This is a genomic window from Pseudoalteromonas sp. OF7H-1 (assembly GCF_022347825.1).
Taxonomy (GTDB): Bacteria; Pseudomonadota; Gammaproteobacteria; order Enterobacterales; family Alteromonadaceae; genus Pseudoalteromonas; species Pseudoalteromonas maricaloris.
Map to the genome: position 1 here is coordinate 297,012 of NZ_JAKRFX010000003.1, position 20,934 is coordinate 317,945.

Consider the following 20,934-nt stretch of genomic DNA (forward strand, 5'->3'; position numbering starts at 1 on the left):
ACAGGCGGGTCATTGTATGGATATTCGCAAGATCAAAAAACTTATCGAGCTAGTAGAAGAATCAGGTATTGCAGAGCTAGAAATCACTGAAGGTGAAGAGTCAGTACGTATCAATCGCCACAGCAGTGCACCAGTTTATGCACAACCTCAACAATACATGGCAGCTCCAGCGGCACCTGCACCAGCAGCACCAACGGCAGCTCCTGCAGTAGAAGCTGCACCAGCAGAAAGCAGCGCACCTGCAGGTCACCAAGTTAAGTCTCCTATGGTTGGTACTTTCTACACAGCTTCTTCTCCAACAGCAGCGGCATATGTTGAAGTAGGTTCAAAAGTAAATGTTGGCGACACACTTTGTATCGTTGAAGCCATGAAGATGATGAACCAGATCGAATCAGACAAAGCTGGTGTAGTGAAAGCAATCCTAGTTGAAAACGGTGAGCCAGTAGAATTCGACCAACCGCTATTCATCATCGAATAATTACGCAGAAGGTCAACGTTATGTTAGATAAAGTAGTCATTGCAAACCGAGGTGAAATTGCACTTCGCGTATTGCGTGCCTGCAAGGAGCTAGGTATAAAGACGGTTGCTGTGCACTCAACAGCTGACCGCGACCTAAAACACGTTCTTCTTGCAGATGAAACCATTTGTATCGGAAAACCTGCGGCAAGCGAAAGCTACCTTGATATTCCTCGTATTATCGCGGCGGCAGAAGTCACAGACGCGGTTGCTATTCACCCAGGTTACGGTTTCCTTTCTGAAAATGCCGACTTTGCTGACCAAGTTGAGCAAAGTGGCTTTATCTTTATCGGTCCAAAGGGCGACACTATTCGCCTAATGGGTGATAAAGTATCAGCAATTGAAGCGATGAGAAAAGCAGGCGTACCTTGCGTGCCTGGTTCTGATGGTCCATTGACTGATGACAACGACCGCAACACGCAGATCGCTAAGCGTATCGGCTACCCAGTTATCATCAAAGCGGCTGGCGGCGGCGGTGGTCGTGGTATGCGTGTCGTTCGCAACGAAAAAGAACTTGCAAACTCTATCGCCTTAACACAACAAGAAGCGAAGCAGTTCTTCGGTAATGGTATGGTTTACATGGAAAAATTCCTAGAAAACCCACGCCACATCGAGGTACAAGTACTCGCTGACGGTCAAGGCAATGCAATCCACCTAGGTGAGCGCGACTGTTCAATGCAGCGTCGTCACCAAAAAGTAGTGGAAGAAGCACCTGCACCAGGGATCACAGCAGAAATGCGTAAATACATTGGTGATCGCTGTACTCGTGCATGTATCGAGATTGGTTATCGCGGTGCAGGTACGTTTGAATTCTTATACGAAAACGGCGAGTTCTACTTCATTGAAATGAACACCCGTATTCAGGTTGAGCACCCAGTAACAGAAATGGTCACTGGCGTAGACTTAATCAAAGAGCAACTTAAGATTGCAGCTGGCCAACCGCTTTCTATCACACAAGAAGACGTGGTGATCCGTGGTCACGCAATCGAGTGCCGTATTAACGCAGAAGATCCAGAGAACTTTATCCCTTCACCGGGTAAAATTACGCGTTTCCACCCTGCAGGTGGCCTTGGGATCCGTTGGGACAGCCATATTTACGCTGATTACACAGTGCCGCCACATTACGACTCAATGATCGGTAAGTTAATCACTTATGGTGAAAACCGTGATGTTGCGATCGCTCGTGCTAAAAACGCACTGAATGAACTAGTGATTGACGGGATTAAAACCAATACCCCACTTCACAAAAAGATCTTGTCAGACGAGAACTTCCAAAACGGTGGCACGAATATCCACTACCTAGAGAAAAAACTAGGCATGCACCAATAACCTAATTCGTTCTCCTAAAAGAGGCCGGCCAAATGCCGGCTTCTTTTATCTCAGCCCTACTTCCAACGAACGTTACTGCTCGCTCATTCTGTGTTTGTAGCAAAGATCCAACCCGAATTCTAAGAGACTCTATTTTTTACACTGCAAAACCAGACCAGTACTTACCTCACCATTTTAATGATCCGCACAGCGCAACACCCTCACCGCTACAACATTGGCTTAATATTGAGCGATCAATCCATTCGCCCCGACTTTTTCACGTTTTAATAGTGACAAGCCTGTTAAAAATTTTTATACTGCCTGCGCTTTCAGTGATTTACCTTTAAATCACTACAGCAAATAGCCCTATAGCTCAGTTGGGTAAACTTTCAAAGAAAGTTTACGTCGAGGAAGCGAAGGGATATTAGCGCAGCGACCCTGAGTGTTGAATCCGAGACCGGAACCAAGCTTCATGGACGAATATAACGCGCAAAAATACAAAATGGCCCTATAGCTCAGTTGGTTAGAGCGCACGACTCATAATGAGCGGGCTTAAGTGATAAGAGTAGAAAAGCAAGTCCAAGCTTTAAAAATGTGGCCCCATAGCTCAGTTGGTTAGAGCATCCGACTCATAATCGGCAGGTCCCCTGTTCAAGTCAGGGTGGGGCCACCATCTCCACTAAATACGTGGGTTAGATGGTAAATAACTTCTCACTATTTTCTGTTTTACCAGATAAGTCGCCAATCCCGACCAAGGTCAACTAGGACCACCTAGATTTTCCCTAAATTTCATTTTAAATAGTAGCCACGTTTGATTGGGGATCGCCCCTAGTAACGAAATTCGTGTAATTTTTTGGTAACTATGAATTTGGTTGAAACCCTGATTTTAACAGGGCTTAATCTCTGACAGCTCTATCAAAACTCTCATATCCAATAACAACATGGTCAAGCACATCGATACTGAACATCTTTGCGGCTTGTTTAATTTGCTCGGTAAAATGAAAATCCTGCGGGCTTGGTTTTGGATCACCGGATGGGTGGTTATGAATTAGAATAATAGCTGGAGCGTTAATCAAAATGGCTGTTCTCAATACTTCAGCCGGACGAAGTGATATCTGATTTACCGTGCCAATCGCTATAACCTCATAATTGATAATTTGATGCTGGCTGTTCAAGTTCACCACGATAAAACGCTCTTTGGTTTCATGTTTCAAATGCTTAAACACTTGATAGACCTTCTCTGGACTATCAAGTGTTACATTCAAAATGTCATCATCTACTTCCCTAAAGGTATAGACACAGCTTATTTCACGTAATATAGCCACGTTTAGACCTTTGCTTTTCTTGGTCCAGTAACGGCTTTTAGCTGAACATCTAACTCTCCTTTTTCAACAGCCTGAATTAAGGTGTCGATTGTTGTCAGTAAATTTTCTTGCTTACCCACCTCAATCGCAACTTTGCCTTTCTGTAATTCCAATGACTTGTTGCCATACTTTATTTCAAAGAACCAAATATCATTCACTTGATAGAACCATTGTCTTAGCTTCTTAGGTTGCTTTACTCGTTTCTTCTCTCCGGTAATACCATCGGTTATCCAAACCTCTTTATAAGCGGTATACACCTCATTTTCCAATAAGCAAGCAGCCATAGCACGTTGTTCGTTTAATCGGGCAATCAGTTTTTCGCGTTTAACTTGAATAGGCTCGATAGCTGGAATAGTAGGACGGGCGGTACATTTCAGTTTTGCTAGTGTTGATTGACTCATTACTTCACCTGTTGGTTATTTAAGACCCTATAACCATCCAGTCATTTTCCAAACATTAGCAACGGGAAATATAAAAAATGCCAGCATATTGCTGGCATAGGTATTTAACTAATGGACACTAAGAATGTTTATTTCTTCTTAAGATCGCCATACTGTAGTGGTCAACTAATTTTGGCCACAGTTTTAGAATCTTGGTATCTAACCTCAGATTCATTTGGCGCTAAACCAGCATTATAATGATGAGGCCTAACGTTGTTATAATATCCGTTGATATAATCACTCACACCATATTTAGCATCTTTAAAGTTTTCGTATCCAACCTTTGGCATCCACTCCGTTTTAAAGCTTCTAAAAAATCGCTCCATTGGCGCATTATCCCAACAATTTCCGCGCCTGCTCATACTTTGTGTAATTTTATAGCGCCATAAACGTTGGCGGTACTTCAAGCTTGTATAATGGCTTCCTTGGTCTGAGTGAAACATCAATCCACTTGGTTTACCTCTGCTTTCATACGCGAGTTCAAGCGCTTTTAGCGTTAAGTTAGTATCTGGCGACAACGACATTGCCCAACCAACGACTTTACGTGCAAATAAATCAACAACGACCGCTAAATAGGCCCAGCGATTGCCTGTCCAAATATACGTCACATCACCGCACCACACCCTATTCGGCTCAACAACATCAAACTGCCTATCTAGCAAATTTGGGATTTCAAGATGCTCATTACCACCCCTTTTATATTGATGTTGTGGTACTTGACAGCTCTCTAGTTTTAGTTTAACCATTAGCTTAGCGGCGCGATAACGGCTTAATTCAAAATCGTTATTCGTTGCGATTGCTGCGATTGTCCGTGCCCCAGCTGAACCGCCGCTCATTGCATGTATGGCTTTAACTTCAGCTTCTAGCCTTATTTGCTCTGGTGTAGGCGTTGTATCCCGTATGGCCCAATATTTATAGCTGCTGCGATGCACATTGAATACGCTAATTGGGTAACGCTCTCGTTGATTTAATTTCTCAATTAACGAGAATTGTTCAGGGAGTCGGACATCAAGAGAGCTGTAGCCTTTTTTAATATATTCTTTTCTAATTCAATACGTTGTATTTGCTTTTTAAGTTCGCGGATTTCAATTTGTTCGGGTGTCATTGGTGAAGCTAATGGGGACTGGCCATTCCGTTCTTGCTTTAATTGAGTTACCCATTTACTTACAGTTGATTTACCACCCCCCATAGCTTTGGCTGCATCTTCTTGCGTGTAGCCCTGATCAACTACAAGCTGAGCTGTTTCTAATTTGATTGCAGCAGAATACGTTGCGCGTTTTAATTTCGTCATTTTTTCACCCAAATTTGTATGCAAATAGCATAACATTTCTTTCTTAATGGGTGGCCAAATTAACTATGCCACTACATATACCTTTTGAATAGATTTAGGTGTAGTTCTGCGTAAGCCCCCTGCTTTTGATGGGAATACGAGTTCTTTTTGGGAGCTTGATTCATATCGACGTTTTAAAATATTTAATGAACGCTCTGTAAGTTTCAGGACTGATGCCGTATTTGTCTTAGTTCGCCACAAGTGAAGTTCAGCTGTTTCTAAATCGACAGATTCCCAATGTAATTGTTGGATTTCATTTAATCTAGCCGCAGTATCCAGCAATAAAACTACCAGATCATAATCATCTGGATTTTTGTTCAGTTTCAATCGCTCGAGTAGTTGGACTTCTTCCTGATTAGACAAGGTTCTAGTTCGTTGATTATTAACACGTAGTTTAGGTATTACAAGATTTTCTGGCTGCAAGTAACCGGCTGATTTTGACCAATTAACAACCCCTTTTAAAGTGGTAAGCATTAACCTGATAGTGCCTTCTGTAACTCCATCTTTGCGCCTAAGCGATACTGACCTCGTTAAGTGACCACCATTTAAGCCATGTAAATCCGCTTGGAGTAAATACACACGAGATAGCTGAGCATTCAGTGTTCTAATTTGTGTATCAAGGTTTTGTTGATTGACCGAGCCACTCTTACTAGTAGCATATTCCTGTATTGCTTCAGCTAAAGTGATAGTCGGTCTATCCCCTAACACGTGCTGTCTATACAGCGTTTCTCGTAGTTGACTCTCAAAGCGCAGTGCTAGTGACTTTTTAGTAGTTTTAGTACTGCGAATTACCGTCTTGCTGTTGATAGTGATCTCACAGTAATAAAATTTTGAGTTCTTGCGCTTGTAAACTGACATATTCAACCCTAAAAACTAACTTAGGATAACCTTCTATTCTAATGCATGCATAGGCAACAAGAGGTCACTTTCTTTGCTTTAATATGCAAGTCTATTCAACCGAATAAATTTATTACTCTGTAAAGTTACCTTGCAAAACTGCGTAAAAGTCCCAATTCTATTAAATTGTCCCAGTAGTGCGGTTTGATATGAGAAAGGAGTCGGAATGTCCCTAGATATGCTAAAACTAATTAATTCCATGCAGGCAGGGCAAGCAGGAATGTACTCAAGACATTCTGAGTCACTTAACCAGTTGCTTTATAACTATAGCCCGATCGAATCAGCTTTATGTTTTAGCTCTTTACTATTAGATCCCGAATATCAATCAACGACAGCTACTTTAGAGAAAGCGATCCACATGAGCTTAGGAGTTTCCCGTGGAGCTAACAAAGCAACGAAGAGCTATATAAAAAAAGTATTCAATGCTATTTCAGCTAATGGCTTTTCAAGTATGGAAGATCCAGCCGAAGACGTAATGGCTTCAAAACTATGGCTTAATGGAAAAGAGTACAAGGTACTATTAGGTTTGTGGGAAGGTTGCATTCACCAAACCCAAATGTTTATCGATGTACTGGAATCAATGCCGAACGATGGCGACTATCAAGTTTTACAAAGCCAAGTTGAAGCTATACTTGTAGCTAGTGATCAAGTTCTTACTAAATTCAATACTCCAATTAATATAATTGGCTGTGAATACCCTAAAAAAGAAATTCGCTCAAATAGCATCAAAGACTTACCTTCTATAGCAAAAAAGTTGAATGTATCTAACACCCCCAACCAAGAACTTCTTCCCTTTTTGTCTAGTAGCAGTTACCAAGCATTAACAACTGCAATATTGGGCGAATCTGAGCTTGAAGCAAATCCCTTTATTCAGTATGAAGGAAATTGTTTTTTGGCGTTACCTACAGCCATTACCACGTCAATAAGGAGGCTAATTTACTCGTTTTGCTTGGAGCGAGGCCTTCTTGAAACATTAACCAAAGGATTGGCGAACAGTATATCTAGAAAGGTAAGTCAATTACGCATATTTGGCGAATTCAAAAACGCACCATTACGCTTTGAAAAAAGGAATAACTTAGATAATTGGTTAGTAGCTAGACTGTCACTACAATTCGATGTTGGCTACTACTTTCACTTTATTTTTGCTATGGACGCATTAATTGACTTCGATAAAGGGTGGTTTCAAGGTTTTATAGGCTCGGATGACAATTTAACTGAATTTATTAGTTCAGAAATAAAAAATTTTAACAAATATCTTAAAGAAAAAGGAAACGAAAACAAAAGCTGTACGATTATTGTTCCGTGTGGGTTTGGTCGAGGCTTTTCTGTTGATTTTTCACCTAATAATAAAAATGAATTAATTGAAGTAATAAACGTCAATGATTTAGCAACACTTAGCCAAGACTCGGATTGCAACCCTTATCGAATATGGCGATTAGTGGAAGCTCAATACCTAGCAAGAAAATACAAAGCTCATATAAGCAACTTAAACGGCTTTCTTAATTTATGGGGATACGTTAAACAAAACAACTTCAGTATTTTTAACCACTCAGATTTTGTCGATGTTGACTCTGACAGTGTCTTCATATCTGTTGGTACAAACTTTCAAAAAGATACAAGGGAAAGAGTTCTTCAAGATACTGATCTTTGTACAATTTCACACCCAGAACTAGGATTGGTTATTGCTCAAAGAGGTTACCCTAACAGTCTTTTTGAGCAAAATGACGTACGGCAAATATATTGTCCAGTTGATTTGAATTTAACATTATTACAAGCAGCATATCACAAGAACAACACAAGTATTTGGCTCGAGATGCCAACCGAATCAGATATTGATATTGCTCTACAAGCACAATTTTTTAACGCCTATATACATTGGCTACCCAAAGTTATTGAACACCTAGATTTTGTTGGAGAGCTTCAGCAGGCTATCAACCTGATTCGAATTAGTATAGACATCCCTAAAGAAAATACTAGAAACTTACCGCCCAATGTAAGTGAAGAACAAGTTTTAAATTCATGTTCATACTCACTGGATAACGAAGTATTGGAATGCCATTTCGATAGAGACTTGTTCTATGGTTTTAGCTTACCGACTAATATTGCAGAGGTCGCACTACTAAAGCCTTTCATAACCAAATGCTGCAAAGACGACGAAATCAAAACGAAACAAGTCATTAGCCATGTTTTCAGCTCAGTATATGCTAGGCATGTACATTTTTTTGAATGCAAAACATATAGTGAAAATATTGTTGAAAACTTTGAAGCGGAAAAACCAATTACTCTTGAAATTGCAGCAGATAATAATCACAAGTTTGGTTTAGGTTGGATAAATGATCTCAAACCAGAATCAAACAATATAACTGGAAAAAGCGACTGCAAAGCATTTTTAGGTAAGGTCGTAAGTAGAATCTGGGAGAGAACACAAAGCAAGTTAAAAACTTTAAACAAAAAAGCTCTGATTACATTGTTACTACAAAATATTGAGCTGTGTCAGCTTCATAAAACTAGATGGACTAAAAGCTTTAAAGCAAACCAAGATCTTCAAAAGAATCATGATGACCTATACCAAGTAGCAATCAAAGAAATTGGATTATTAAATGGAGCATCTTTAGCATCTAGGTTAATTATAGAAATGGCTATTTGCGAATGTCCTGGAAGCGGAGGCAAATCCCCTGGAAAAATGGATGTTCAAGAACTTCAAAGTTATGCCCTAAGTTTACATCTATTAGGTGGCGTATCTGATGCCATAAACTATGACGCTATAAACCCCAAAATTATTATTTCGCATTTTGGAGATGTACTTTTTGAACACGACTTTGAGGATCTAATAGTTAGCAAATATCAACATGGACTGCACCGGGGAAGGCTTGAAAATTCAGCGAACAACTACGAGCTTGCTTTCTCAGAAAAATCATCAGAAGTAAGTGAAAATGACGTCGAAAACGCTTTCGATAGAACTTTTTGGGATGCGTGGGTATCAGAGTTTGGTTTTACCCCAAATCAAGCCATAAATTTCATTAGAGATATTCAGGAATACGGATATACCAAAGAACAACTAGTTTTCACTATAGGTAGAAACGAATTAGCGTCTTTGCCGACTGATTTAGAGAGAGGAACAGTAGATAAAATAATCACTGCCCTATCTATAGAAAGTAGAAGTAACTGGACTGATATACCAAAGCCTTTTAAGCCGACAGATTGGCAACCATGGAAATTTAAGCGGTTATATTCGTTGGCATGTAAGCCAATTATTTACCTAAAAAATAACGACACATACTTAATCTCTCCTGAGCATATTAAGCGATCATTTTTCTACTTATTAAGTAATGCACATAATGCCACAATTGATGAAAGTCACTTTCATAGCAAAAAGATGATCTCATGGAATGGTTCTAAACGTGCAAAAACCGGATTACAATTTAATACCGAAGTAGCTAACTGTTTTGATAAAGCTCTGTGGGAAGTAGAAGAGGAAGTTAAGCTAACAAAAATACTCAATAAGAAGCTTAAGGACTTTGGTGATGTAGATGTATTAGCGTGGCACAAAACTAAAAATATTGTTTTAGCTATTGAGTGTAAAGACCTAGAAATGGCCAAGAGCCAAAGTGAGATCGCCAGACAACTGTATGAATTTAAAGGCAATGTAAATCATAAAGGAAAAAGTGACAGGTTACATAAACATTTTCTTAGAGTAGAGGAAATAAAAAATGATATGTTAAGCCTTGGTAAGTATGTAGATAAAAATTATGATGCAATACAGCTCATAGGTATGGTCGTCTTCTCTTCTTTGGTCCCCATGCATTTCGTAAATGAAAAAGCTGATGAAATTATTTTTTCAAGTATAGAGAGGTTACCCACTTACTTGAATTCAGTTGAACTTTAGCAACCGAACTCTCACGAAATGTAGCTATTAATATGTGTATGGTTATAAAGTATAAGTATGTCTCACTTGGAAATCCCTGCAAATCCAAATGGTTAGCCGCACCAACCAAATCACTGTTAGGGATTTTATTAGCTGGCTTGGTCACTTTAATGTATTTAATTATGATGCATCGTTTTACAAATTTGGCTTTTTAGAAAGGAATAGATCAATGAGTCTAAGAATAATTATTTCGGGAGTTTTTATATCTTCTTCGGCCATGGCGACTTCTCTCGATGATATAAATGCTTTTGCCCACAATATATGTGGCAAAGTAGAAACGTCAGGGAGTATAAGCTCGATTCAAGTGCAGGCAGCCATTGAAGGACAAATTAACCCCAAAGCACTTGCAAAAATACTCGGGGGTAAAATAGGCGCTAACGGAAGCATCACCATAAACGATACTGAATACAAAGGCCTACCTTATGATGAACTTCCAAGTCAAATGTCTAGTGCTAGACAATGCCGTAAAGAAGTGGCTTTTATGTTGCTGGAAGAGAGACGGGCTCTTATACAGGCTGGTAACTCAATAAGCAGATATGCAATCAAAAGCAATCGCCGACGGATGATGCTAATGAAGGTTCCAGATTTCGAATCTCACTTAGATATATTTAACAGACGCCCCAACCAAATAAAAGTTTTGCTAGATGATACAAAAATAGATTTATTGGAGCAAAAATCAGTCATGACTAAAGCTAACATACCTTTGGTGTGGCATAAAATTAAGGTAATTAGTGGGAAAGACTCAGGCCTAATTGGCTGGCTACCAGAAGGCCATGTATATGAGCACTAAGCTTAAAATGAAAAGCAATCGCATGCTCAACTTAGTCACAAAATTTTCTTGTTAGAGGAGAATTATTTGAAGCTTTACGAAAACGTTGTAATTGGAAACTTTCTTTATACTCTTGGGTTTAGTATTGGAAGTAAATCTCAGGGCAATCAGACCTTATCAGTTGTTAACCTTCTACAACAAACACCGGAAGACAAAAGGCTTGCTGACGCACTACTACAGTTTCAAGGCACTGTAAAATTAATTGAATTTAAGAATAGAGCTGGCAGTTTAAAAAAAGAAAAAGACAAACATGCCCGGCTAGTAAAAATTTTGACTAATAATGCTGAATTTACTCATGTATCAAGAGAAATACATTGGTACATAGAAACCAACCCCTATAAAAAGAAGTGCGTCAACAAGATTGTCCCCTATTTGGATGCATTTGACGAAGTAGCAAGTGTACACACTCTAGAATCTATGGTGGACGAAATATCTAATGAAGCTTTCTTAGAACACCCGAAAGTTTCTCTCGACGAATGCCAAGCTTATCTAAAGTTAATAGCGAGTCATCAAGGAGGGAAAAAGTCAGGAAGTTCTGAGACTACGGGAGGCTTACTTGTAGCACTTAATGGCACTGAAGTAACGTATCTTCAATATACAGACATTCTAGACTTGCGACTTACCGCCAAACAATTTTCAGAAAAGGTGAAAACTCAAGAACAATCTTTAATGAAGCTATACCAAGAACAAGAAAAAAAGCATGAGTTAGAGCGAACCATTGAGCGACCAGGATTAAGCAGATGAAAACAGAAGAAAAATTTGACTTACTTTTCGATGGTGTAAATACACTCCTAGATATAAGTGAAAAAAATGAGGACGAATTCAAGAAGGTGTTGATAGAGATGTCTGATACTTCAGCAGCTCTTAAAAGTTCAGCATCGAACGTACATAGAAACCTAAAACGAGAAGTACAGAGTTCGGCTGACTCCATTACCGAACAAGTTGTAAATGGGGTTTTAAAAAACCTTAATGAAGCAAACAAAGCCGCCAATGAAGCAGCTGACGCATACAAAAAGGCTGTTCGGATCTCCGTATTTAAACTGTATGGTTTGTTCTTCTTATTTTCGATATTTTCCGCAACCTTTATTTGGTACTTTTTCATCAAAGAAATACCAACTATTTCTGAGTTAAGAGAGCTACGTGAAACTAGAGCATACTTATCACAAGAAGTTGAGAAATTAGAATTATACGGAAATATAAATACATGTGATGGCAAGTTATGTGTAAAAATTGATAAGAGCGAGTGTGATTACTCGGTTAAATCAGAGCCAAAAAGTGAAACTCAATCATATTGTAAAGTGGTTCCGCGATTTTAAGTCGGAATTAGTAAAATTAATTCTATATCTGGTACCAATGTCTTAATGGGTTCTCCCTTTAAAGCTTTTAGAATACGATTATTGGTAATAGCCCTATAGAATATATACCAGCCATTTATCAGTTGGTAATGAAACTGGTAAGCCAGTAGCTATGACCACATAAATCGCTGCGATATAGGTGAGTTTCAAATCTTATCAGCGGGGCCTCATAATCTTAGGTCCCTGGTTCGAGTCCAGGTGGGGCCACCATTTTTCACACCTTACGTCTTTTGTACTCTTTTTTAACACACTACTGAAATCAGTATTCAAAAGCCTATTTGAATTGCAAACTATAAAAATATTGGCCCCATAACTCCTTAGCCCTAAATTTTAAAGTTGCACAGCTTCAACCCAAAAAGACGGTACAAACACAACTGTCAATCCACATCATAAGACACTGAAACCTAGTAACTAGAACTTCAGATGACCTGCATCTCCACCCACTTGAACTCCATTCATCTAACGCTGGCTAAACTCTAAGTATTTATATCCACATCACGCACCACTCCAAATAGCAGTTGCAGTAATTAGATAGTTGCCAAAACCAGAAAAATCAAAAAGTTGCATGAAGTTACATTTACCTTATATTGAGACTGAATAAAAAACAAACACAACTGTAAAGGAAAAATATATGGTTACATTCAACACTCGACTACTTGCTATGGCATTGGCTTGTAGTTCCACTTCTGTTTTGGCTACACAGGTATTTTATGATCAGGATGGTGCGGGAGATCATTCGCAGTATCAGGGCGCACCTGTTGATTTTATCTCAGCTCGTGCAGGCACAACTGAGTTCTTTAATGCGCTCACGGGCGGCTTAGCGGCGGATGAGTGCCATCAATTTGAAGTGGTTAATACACAAACCGGCGATTTGATTGCTCCTCTCACATTCAACGCGCCCTTTATTTCTGGCCCACTGCCTGCGGAGCATAAGCTGACAGAAAAGTCGGTTAAACTCAGCTGCACCTTACCCTCAGGTGAAGAGGCGATTGTTTATCACAAGATACCCAAGGCTCCCGCCGTTGTATGGCACAGTGAAATCACAGTGGCTGATTGGCAAACGCCGAGCAATGGCCCAGGGTATTTTGCGGATGTTCAATATACCGGCTTGATTAATATTAATAACAACTCGCACCAAGGCCAGTGCCGTAAAACCAACTACGTCAGTGGTAACCCAGAATTTTTCAATGAAAGACATCAAGGTGGATTTTATAGTGATGTCTTGAATGTTGTCGGTGAGGCTAAATACAGTGGTTTTTATAAAGTGCTGGTGACGGAATTAATTTGTAAAAACTCGGGTGGTACGACTCGCCTTGTCGAAACTTGGCATATAAACCAAAACTCACAATCCCGTGAGCTTTCTTCCGAGCTATTTTAAACACAAGAATAGTGCAGCCTAGCTGCACTTACTTTACTGAAGTTTAGCTCACACAAATTCCGTATTTGGGCAGAATATCATCAATGACACAGAGGCGATGCTTTTTAGCTGCATCGTGAAAATACTTCCAGTTAGAAGTTAAGAATTCACTGCGAAATGAATAGCTATCGTCGTCACCTTTAGCACGGGTTGTTCCTAGCGCTTGGTGTTTCCACGACCCCTCACCTTTGGCAATGTAAGTTAGGGTATAACTTCCAAGCCCAAATCGATTAGCTTCAATGGCATCAAGCCACAGTTGATGACGTTCTTCACCATCATCCATATCAAATTCAGCAAAGCACTGCGCTATTTCTTGCTTTAATGACTCATTCAAGCCACTGATGGCCTCGCCTCGATAGTCTTGATAGACCTTGCAAAGCTCATCGGCTGCGACCAGAAAATCGCTTGGATTATCTCGCACTACTTTTTCGCCCAATCCGTTGAAGTAACTCCACTGCTGATGAGGCTGATCAGGGTGAGAAAGCGCCTGCCCATGTCCTAAACTTGGAATATCATCTTGAAAAACATCAGAAAAGTATTCGCTTATTCGCTCGCGCCAAGTCTCTTCTGCTTCACCATTCAAGTCCATTATTTCAGTCACTTCATTGACTTCATGCTGTATGCCAGCAAATCCCTGGTGGCCCCAAGTATCAATAAAGACATGAGAGGTGATACCAAGGCGGTGCAGTCCATAAGGCCTATGCTTATCTGCAATACACTCAGCGACCATATCTTTTGCTACATGGGAATGTGGCTTACACACTAGCTTTTGAATAAAGGTGCCCGACGGATTTTGCCCAGCAGGTAAACCGCCATTACCCGGTAAGAAATGAAAAGGTACCCACACTTTCATATTCTTTAAGCTGTCTAGGTTTTTATAATCGAGCATCTTGTGGGCAGTTGCGATGCGCTCATAAGCTGCACCGTTATCAAACTTAATGTGACCATAGTTTGTTGCATCATCTACGTATTGTGCCGAGTGAGCAATAATTTCAGCCTCTTGGTCGGTGAATCCCGCCGCGCGTGCGACCACCCATGTCATGCCATGATGTAAATCAATTTGCATTTTTCGTTGTCCTTCTCTTTTCCTTTATCGCCACAGTGTAGTCCGTGATACTGAAAATGTAACTATTCCTTACTTTGATTTAGTCGCATTAGGCGTTTGTGGCTCTTGGCTTTGTGGATCCGTAGCATTTGGGTTAACCGAGGCAGGCAAAGCGGATGTGCTGCCCTCCGTATTTAAGATCAATGGTAGGCCATCTTTACCACTGCCTATTACCACCACTTTTGCGTTATTAGATTTCGCCAATTCTATGGTTGCTTCTATGCCGCGCCATCTTAGATAAGTTTCAGAGATCCCACCACTCACCGTTTCTTGAAAGTCGGCTATCCCCTGAGCTTCGGTTTTTTTTCGTTCTGCTTCTTTTTTGGCTACTTCTAAACGCATTTCATACTCTTGATTTAAGTACATCTGATTCACTTTGGAAATAATTGCGTTATGTACTTTATCTGGCACATCCACCTGCCGAATAAGCATATCGTCAAGGTTCACTAAGTTATGCCCTTGCATCGTGCTTTTCTCTTGCTCAAGAATTGTTTTTTCTTGCAGCTGTAGCTCCTTTAACACCGTATTCAATAGCCGAGCCTGAACTTCTAGACGCTGATGACCATAGACTTGCTCCGCGGTATAGTCAGATACAATCATGCGCACCGCAGAGGCAACCTCAGGGATCACCATTTCATCTAAATAATCCTCTCCAACTAATTTATGTAGGTACGGAATATGCTCCACTACAGGACGGTAACGTACGGTGATATCTAGCTGGATCCGCAAGCCCTCAGAGGTGATCGCATGTACCTGAGTAGTCGCGGTTTGGAATCGGCTCGAATAAATCGTCAATGTATCCCAAGGATAAACTAGCACCGTGCCCTCATAAAATGGATGTTCTACGAACGTACCACCGCCAATGCGCTTCCACAGTACTCCAACTTGACCTGAGTCTACCTTGATAAAAATGATTTTGACCAATGCAACGGCAATAAACAGTAGAATAAGTAACGTCACACCAGCGCGAAAACGCCAAGACAAAATACGCTTATGCCACTTGGGCTTGTAACGCTTTAACACCCGCATGAGCAAATTAGATAGGATCAGCGCCAGTATTAAGCCGCCGGCGACGAGTAAGGCAAAATCCCCTGAAATATTAATGTTCATGATGGTACTCCATTACTTTCACTGTCGTGGTGTGCTAACAACTGACCTTCCTCCATTTTTAAGTGCACATCGGCCAAATGGAAATAGGCATCGTCATGGGTGATGGCAATAATGGTATTACCACGCGCTTTTAAACGAGGTAGCACTTGTTCATAGAATTTTCGCCTAAAGATAGGATCTTGATCTGCCGCCCACTCATCAAAGATGTAAATGGGACGATTTTCTAAAATGGTACTCAAAAGCGCTAAGCGCTTGCGCTGACCTGACGATAGATCTATGGTGCTAAACGCCCCATTTTGAATACCCACTTTGGCGCGCATCTCTAAAAAGTCCAACCATTCGTCGATTTCTTCAGTACTCAAATCACGGATACCATAGAGCTGCTGGAACAAATGAAAATCCGCAAAAACGGCTGTGAATAAGCTTCGATAAGCAAGGCGATTATCTTCCGTAACCGCTTTGCCATTCAAAAGGATTTGTCCGCTCTGTAATTCATAAAGGCCAGTCAACATCCTTATAAACGTTGTTTTACCGCTACCATTACCACCGGTAATAAAAGTGGTTTTTCCTTGTTCAAAGGTGATATCCACCGGCCCCACAGCAAACGGACGATCGCTCGATTTTTTCTGATGTTGATAAAACGCCCCCGCTAAGGTGATGGCATTGAATGAGGTTAGGCTTTCACTCGGTTCAGGTCGTTTAACCTCTTGCTCATCTTGGACATTTTTTAAATCGCGCTCCAATGCTAAGACGTTTTGCGCCGCCTCTGTTGCGGTGGTGAAAACGGGGATCCCACCAACAATACTGGTAATAGGGCCGATTAAAAATAGCGATGCGGTGGTAACTTTAATGACCACATCGGTATACACGTCAGAGAGCATAGGGACGATAAACACCATCGCGCCTGTCGCTGCGAAAAAGGTGATTTGCGACAGAATAAAGTCGGTCGCAAACAAGGTTTGGGTTTTGGTTTTTGCACGCCTTGCACGATTCGAATCACGGCGGTACTCATGTTCTAAATCTTCCGCTCTTGGCTCACTGAGCTTTACTTCTTTAAAGCCATCGAGCAAATCAGATAAGCGTTGAATAAGCTGATTTTCGCTTTCAAAAGAAATGCGCATGTTGCGCTGGATTTCATTGGCGCGTAAACGGTGAATACTGGCGCCGACCAAAATCAGTGTCGATATAACCATAAACGCCACAAAAGAGTGCCAGGCAATATAAAGAGATGTAAAAAACACCAAACTGATAGATTGACCAATGATCACAAACAGCTGCGCCGACTGAGATATGGTCTGTAACTCTTTGCTGATGGTATTAAAGATCCGCTCTTTGCCAATTTTCTCTAACGTTGACAGCTCGGTATGACGAATGCTTTCAAACAAATCGACTCTCAATTTATCTATGGCACGCTCCACCATTTGCGCGGCTTTAGTCATCAATCTTTGCTGAGTGAAACCATATATTGCAATCGTCAGTGTAAATAGCACCAAGTAGTAAAGAATATGATTTTCTTTATTAATATCAGAGATATTGGCAGCTACGTTGTTGATAAGCGCAAGCACCAACGCGTTGGCCAAACCAGAAATGCACCCCAGTGCAATAAAGGTCCTTTTCTTTATCTGAATATGTCGGCGAATTAATTCGTACAATACCATTGTTATTATCTTTTATTGTTATTGGGCTACCGCCCGCGCATGCTACTTAGCATAGTCCCTAAAAATCAAAACTGCCTGTTGGATTTAAATAAATATTGCATTAAAACATTAAGTTATATTTATAAATCGCCCAGTTTTACCGGCAATGTAAGATCTCATTCCTCGTCATTCACCTCTGTGGGCTTGCGCTTTTGCCCAACTAGTAAAATGATCAAGCCAACAATAGGCGTAAACATCAACGAAATTAAAAAGAAGCCCACAGGTCCGGCAAAGGTGTTTCGTCCCCAATAACCAGTTAAAATGCATAACACTAAATATAAAGCGATAAGCATAATTTTCTCCAAGTTGTTGATAAATTTGGTGCGAAGAATAAACCAGCAGTTGCCTGCCGGTTTATGTCAGCCAGTATCGGTTATACTGTGGCTTTTTCCGCTGTAGCTGTTGCGTCCGCATTCCCTTTATTTGCACGATACTTAGCTGCGATGTCTGCGATATCCCCTTTCATACTTGCTAGATTCAGGTCTATCAGCGTGCCGCCATTTTCAAAGTGTCGAACAAAAGTTGCGCCTACTGCGTGTGTTGATGCCGCAGACACAACTGGCATAAATGCGATTGCGCTTAACGTGCCAAGTACAGGAACCGCCTTCAAAAAGCTGCTTAGTCCCGCGCCCCCTAAGGTTTGTGGAAAAGAGCCGCCGATCAATGCGCTTACTGTGCCACGCAGCTTGTTGTCACCATATGATTGACCATAGACTTTTGCTACTTCGCCTATCATCTTCATTTGGATCCCTGTCAACGCCACTAAATCAACCGCAGGAACGGGAATAAACCCAGAGCCAAACGACCATTTTGTGTATTTGTCGACAATCAGCTGAGCAACGGCTGCTCTGTCTTCATCAGCAACAAGTTGTGATTCCTGTTGCTCTGGAGCGTCGCTCGCCTTGTCATCCTTCGCTGTTTTTGTCACTGCCATAATTCATCCTCTATGATTTATTTAAACAGTTGTCGAACTCATCAAGCACCATATTGGCACTTGCCCTAGTACCCAAAATCAAACAAGCTGCACTTATTCAACTCTGAGTTTTACCGCCTTCATCCATGATGAAGAAGTAAACCTAAGAACAACCAAGGATTTGCACAGTGTCACAAATACAACTGAGCGAAACGTTGCCACCTACTGCAGGCGTTCTATTAATTTGTTTAACCGAGCGCGAAAGCTCGGTATTTTTCCCTACCGCGTTATGCCTGATTCAAATCTTGCTGGCATTGCTCAGTACGGTGTTTATCACTATAGAAGATAATGTTGCGGATCTCCTTGGCGATACAATCTGACTCAATCCCCTCTTTCACATAGTTGCTAAACACCATGATGCTTTGATCTCGTTCTAGTAAACGGGTGAAACTGGTCACCCACGAATAGGGATAACTACCAGAGTACTGTAAAAATTTTTCATACATTCTGAGATTTGCATCGGCTGGGTTTTCGGGGCAATTTGCCACTTTGCCGTACTGGTTTGGGTCGACATAAGTCACAAACCAACCATAGCCATAGTATTCACACTCGTCGCTGCTACCAGTGTTAGAGTATGGAGCAAAGGCCGCTAGTTTCTGGGTATCGTTTAAGATTTGAGTGCCATACAAGCCTTGATCCCATTTATGCATGTCTTCCACTGTGGAATACAAATCTCCAGCTGAATACAGCACTAATGGGTTGCTATATGGATTCACTAAAATGTCTTCGTAAGGTGCAGGTCCACCTGTAGCTGGTGGACGGCCATTGGCAAGCGATAAGTATTGGTTTTGATTATAAATATAACCTGTGGTCATATTTGAATAGACACCAATCGCACTGTAAGAGCCGCTGTCCGTCATGCTAAGCGGATTTAGAATTTGCTCTTGAACGATATTGGCAAACCAATACTCACGACCGATATTGCCTTGTTTTCCGGCCGCTAATTGCTCGATGATATTACCAATAAGATAGTAGTTACAGTTGCTGTATTCATACTTACTGCCGGGCGTAAATGACGGTGTGCCACTTTGCCCCGCTTCGGCACCACAGGTGCAAAAGCGATTACTAAAATCTTCCGGACCGTTAAGGTCTAGACTCGAATTATATAAATAAGGCCGCCAACCGTAATTATCGTATACGGCTTCGTTGTCGCTGTAGTTATTGATCCCAGACGACATGGTAAGCAAATGATGTAGCGAAACATCCGCACATTGGTTATCTGGGTACCAAGGCAAGTGATCGCCAATGGTTTCCTGCCGTAAGTCCTTGCCATCTAACATCTTCATTAAAATAGCGGCCGAAAACGCTTTGGTATTGGAGCCGATGCGATACTTGGACTTAACGCTGTTATCAACATCATATTGCATGTTTTGTGGTCCGCAGTTGGACTGGTACACCACTTTATCAACCGAGGTGATATAAACCGTGCCAAAGAATAGGTTGGCATCGCAATATTCCTTCACCACCGCCTCTATCATTTCTAATTGATTAGGCATAATAGTGTGATTATCTGCGACGCTCTTTTTCTGCAAACAAGAAGCCAGTGCTAAGGTGATGCAAAATAGCATCATCATTCTTAGCCGTAGTTGTATTAGCCATTTCATTTTTTCATTCCTTACATTGCCAACCACGTAACCACTAACAAATGTTGTTGCCCGACTTTCATCGGAATGAGTACCAACTAGTTATGCTGACGCGATATTTGCCATGCCAACTAGTACTTTACGAGTGCCTGTATAGGCCTCTCTGCCATGAGTAAACAGCATATTATCCAGCAGCAAAATATCGTTTCTTTGCCACGGGTAAGCGAAAGTGAGGTCTTGATAAACCTGATTGATAAGCTTGATGTCTTGGTCACTTATTTCGCTACCATCACCAAAAAAGGCGTTACGAGGTAAAAATTCGCTGCCGATACTGTCACGCATTTGTGCACTGAGTTGATTATCTAGACTCGAGCAGTGGAACAAGTGAGCTTGATTAAACCAAACCTTTTCACCACTTTTTGGATGACGCATGACCGCCGGACGCCATTGCTTGGTTTGTAGCCTTTTATCATCAAGCCAAGTAAATTCGATTTCATTTTTTCGACAATATTGCTCAACCTCGGCTTTACTCTCGGTCTGAAAAACCTCTTGCCAAGGTAGGTCGATATCACCGTAATTGCGCACGTACTGCACACCTAAACGCTCAAACTTGTCTCTTAATTCACTGGGAATACGACGATATACTTCACGGCTGTCGGCAAGTGGTGTGCACCCACCCGTGGTTGCTGGGATCACACAAAAAAAGCCCATTCGCATCGGCCAAACATTGGAGTAAGCATTTTCGTTATGCTGCAGGATCACTTGATCGGCATGATATTCCGTGGTGGTGTAAATATTGTTGTTCAGTGCCGTTCGTGGCGAAGAGCGATACACATACTGGCTTAAGCGCTCACCAAACAAGGTCTCAAGTATGGCGCTAAACTGATTCGTGCTCACAATATTTAAGCCACGAAGCAATGCAAAACCATCTCGCTCAACCCAGTTATTCACCTCTTGAACGTGGTTTTTCACCCATGCCATGCCGCTTTGTTTAACCTCAGATAAGTCATGTATCCGAGAGTCTGCTGCAATCGTTGTCGGATCCAATTCCAAAGAAAGTGCGTGATCCATTGTTTTCCCATCCT

Annotated in this window: 18 protein-coding genes and 1 tRNA gene; 8 read left to right on the forward strand and 11 right to left on the reverse strand. The window is 41.2% G+C overall.

Features of this window, described 5'->3' with window-relative positions; genetic code table 11:
• The first annotated feature begins 16 nt into the window (after positions 1 to 16).
• The 3 genes from accB to MHN30_RS05575 all read left to right on the forward strand — a co-directional run bounded on the left by accB (position 17) and on the right by MHN30_RS05575 (position 2,497).
• On the forward strand, positions 17 to 478 hold the full coding sequence (gene accB, locus MHN30_RS05565; RefSeq protein WP_130126957.1) for an acetyl-CoA carboxylase biotin carboxyl carrier protein: 462 nt from the start codon (positions 17 to 19) through the stop codon (positions 476 to 478).
• A gap of 20 nt (positions 479 to 498) precedes the next feature.
• A complete protein-coding gene (gene accC / locus MHN30_RS05570; RefSeq protein WP_010368767.1) occupies positions 499 to 1,845 on the forward strand; it encodes an acetyl-CoA carboxylase biotin carboxylase subunit in 1,347 nt (448 codons plus the stop codon).
• 575 nt (positions 1,846 to 2,420) lie between these two features.
• Positions 2,421 to 2,497 (forward strand) — tRNA-Ile (locus MHN30_RS05575).
• A gap of 223 nt (positions 2,498 to 2,720) precedes the next feature.
• Here MHN30_RS05575 and MHN30_RS05580 read toward each other — a convergent pair.
• From MHN30_RS05580 to MHN30_RS05595, 4 genes are all read right to left on the reverse strand, one after another.
• Entirely contained in the window at positions 2,721 to 3,149 is a 429-nt protein-coding gene (locus MHN30_RS05580) for a JAB domain-containing protein (RefSeq protein WP_239358867.1), read from the reverse strand.
• 2 nt (positions 3,150 to 3,151) lie between these two features.
• Positions 3,152 to 3,589, reverse strand: a complete 438-nt coding sequence (locus tag MHN30_RS05585; protein ID WP_239358868.1) for a DUF6641 family protein — start codon at positions 3,587 to 3,589, stop codon at positions 3,152 to 3,154.
• A gap of 161 nt (positions 3,590 to 3,750) precedes the next feature.
• Positions 3,751 to 4,919, reverse strand: a protein-coding gene (locus MHN30_RS05590) for an IS3 family transposase (RefSeq protein ID WP_239358870.1) whose coding sequence is annotated in 2 segments (ribosomal slippage) — positions 3,751 to 4,661 and positions 4,661 to 4,919 — 1,170 coding nt in all. Because the reading frame shifts where the segments join, the coding sequence is not laid out codon by codon here.
• A 63-nt stretch (positions 4,920 to 4,982) separates the two neighbouring features.
• Positions 4,983 to 5,816 carry a tyrosine-type recombinase/integrase gene (locus tag MHN30_RS05595; RefSeq protein WP_239358872.1) on the reverse strand — a complete coding sequence of 278 codons (834 nt, stop codon included), beginning with the start codon at positions 5,814 to 5,816 and terminating at the stop codon, positions 4,983 to 4,985.
• Positions 5,817 to 6,021: 205 nt separating this feature from the next.
• Between MHN30_RS05595 and MHN30_RS05600 the strand changes: the two genes are divergently transcribed.
• The 5 genes from MHN30_RS05600 (at position 6,022) to MHN30_RS05620 (ending at position 13,342) form a co-directional block, all read left to right on the forward strand.
• Positions 6,022 to 9,741, forward strand: a complete 3,720-nt coding sequence (locus tag MHN30_RS05600) for a hypothetical protein (RefSeq protein ID WP_239358874.1) — start codon at positions 6,022 to 6,024, stop codon at positions 9,739 to 9,741.
• Positions 9,742 to 9,949: 208 nt separating this feature from the next.
• Positions 9,950 to 10,570: a hypothetical protein gene (locus MHN30_RS05605; protein ID WP_239358876.1), complete on the forward strand. Its 621-nt coding sequence runs from the start codon at positions 9,950 to 9,952 to the stop codon at positions 10,568 to 10,570.
• Between the two features lie 66 nt (positions 10,571 to 10,636).
• Positions 10,637 to 11,353, forward strand: a complete 717-nt coding sequence (locus MHN30_RS05610; protein ID WP_239358878.1) for a hypothetical protein — start codon at positions 10,637 to 10,639, stop codon at positions 11,351 to 11,353.
• Complete coding sequence (locus MHN30_RS05615) at positions 11,350 to 11,925, forward strand: hypothetical protein (protein ID WP_239358880.1); 576 nt, start codon at positions 11,350 to 11,352, stop codon at positions 11,923 to 11,925. Before MHN30_RS05610 ends, MHN30_RS05615 begins: the two co-directional genes overlap by 4 nt.
• 670 nt (positions 11,926 to 12,595) lie before the next feature.
• Complete coding sequence (locus MHN30_RS05620; protein WP_039494122.1) at positions 12,596 to 13,342, forward strand: hypothetical protein; 747 nt, start codon at positions 12,596 to 12,598, stop codon at positions 13,340 to 13,342.
• A gap of 43 nt (positions 13,343 to 13,385) precedes the next feature.
• Here the strand turns inward: MHN30_RS05620 and MHN30_RS05625 are convergent, their stop codons facing one another.
• The 7 genes from MHN30_RS05625 to MHN30_RS05655 form a co-directional block, all read right to left on the reverse strand.
• The gene (locus MHN30_RS05625; protein WP_239358882.1) at positions 13,386 to 14,447 is read right to left on the reverse strand and encodes a DUF6765 family protein; all 1,062 of its coding nucleotides are present in this window, start codon (positions 14,445 to 14,447) and stop codon (positions 13,386 to 13,388) included.
• Positions 14,448 to 14,516: 69 nt separating this feature from the next.
• Positions 14,517 to 15,596, reverse strand: a complete 1,080-nt coding sequence (locus MHN30_RS05630; protein ID WP_069021378.1) for a prohibitin family protein — start codon at positions 15,594 to 15,596, stop codon at positions 14,517 to 14,519.
• Positions 15,593 to 17,254, reverse strand: coding sequence for a cyclic peptide export ABC transporter (locus MHN30_RS05635; protein WP_130126958.1), 1,662 nt, complete (start codon positions 17,252 to 17,254; stop codon positions 15,593 to 15,595). Before MHN30_RS05635 ends, MHN30_RS05630 begins: the two co-directional genes overlap by 4 nt.
• Positions 17,255 to 17,409: 155 nt before the next feature.
• Complete coding sequence (locus MHN30_RS05640) at positions 17,410 to 17,586, reverse strand: hypothetical protein (RefSeq protein WP_017217212.1); 177 nt, start codon at positions 17,584 to 17,586, stop codon at positions 17,410 to 17,412.
• Positions 17,587 to 17,666: 80 nt separating this feature from the next.
• Positions 17,667 to 18,227, reverse strand: coding sequence for a DUF697 domain-containing protein (locus MHN30_RS05645; protein WP_010607109.1), 561 nt, complete (start codon positions 18,225 to 18,227; stop codon positions 17,667 to 17,669).
• A gap of 266 nt (positions 18,228 to 18,493) precedes the next feature.
• On the reverse strand, positions 18,494 to 19,870 hold the full coding sequence (locus tag MHN30_RS05650) for a serine hydrolase domain-containing protein (RefSeq protein WP_069021375.1): 1,377 nt from the start codon (positions 19,868 to 19,870) through the stop codon (positions 18,494 to 18,496).
• An 81-nt stretch (positions 19,871 to 19,951) separates the two neighbouring features.
• Positions 19,952 to 20,920, reverse strand: a complete 969-nt coding sequence (locus tag MHN30_RS05655) for a TauD/TfdA family dioxygenase (protein ID WP_039494111.1) — start codon at positions 20,918 to 20,920, stop codon at positions 19,952 to 19,954.
• Positions 20,921 to 20,934: the final 14 nt, after the last annotated feature.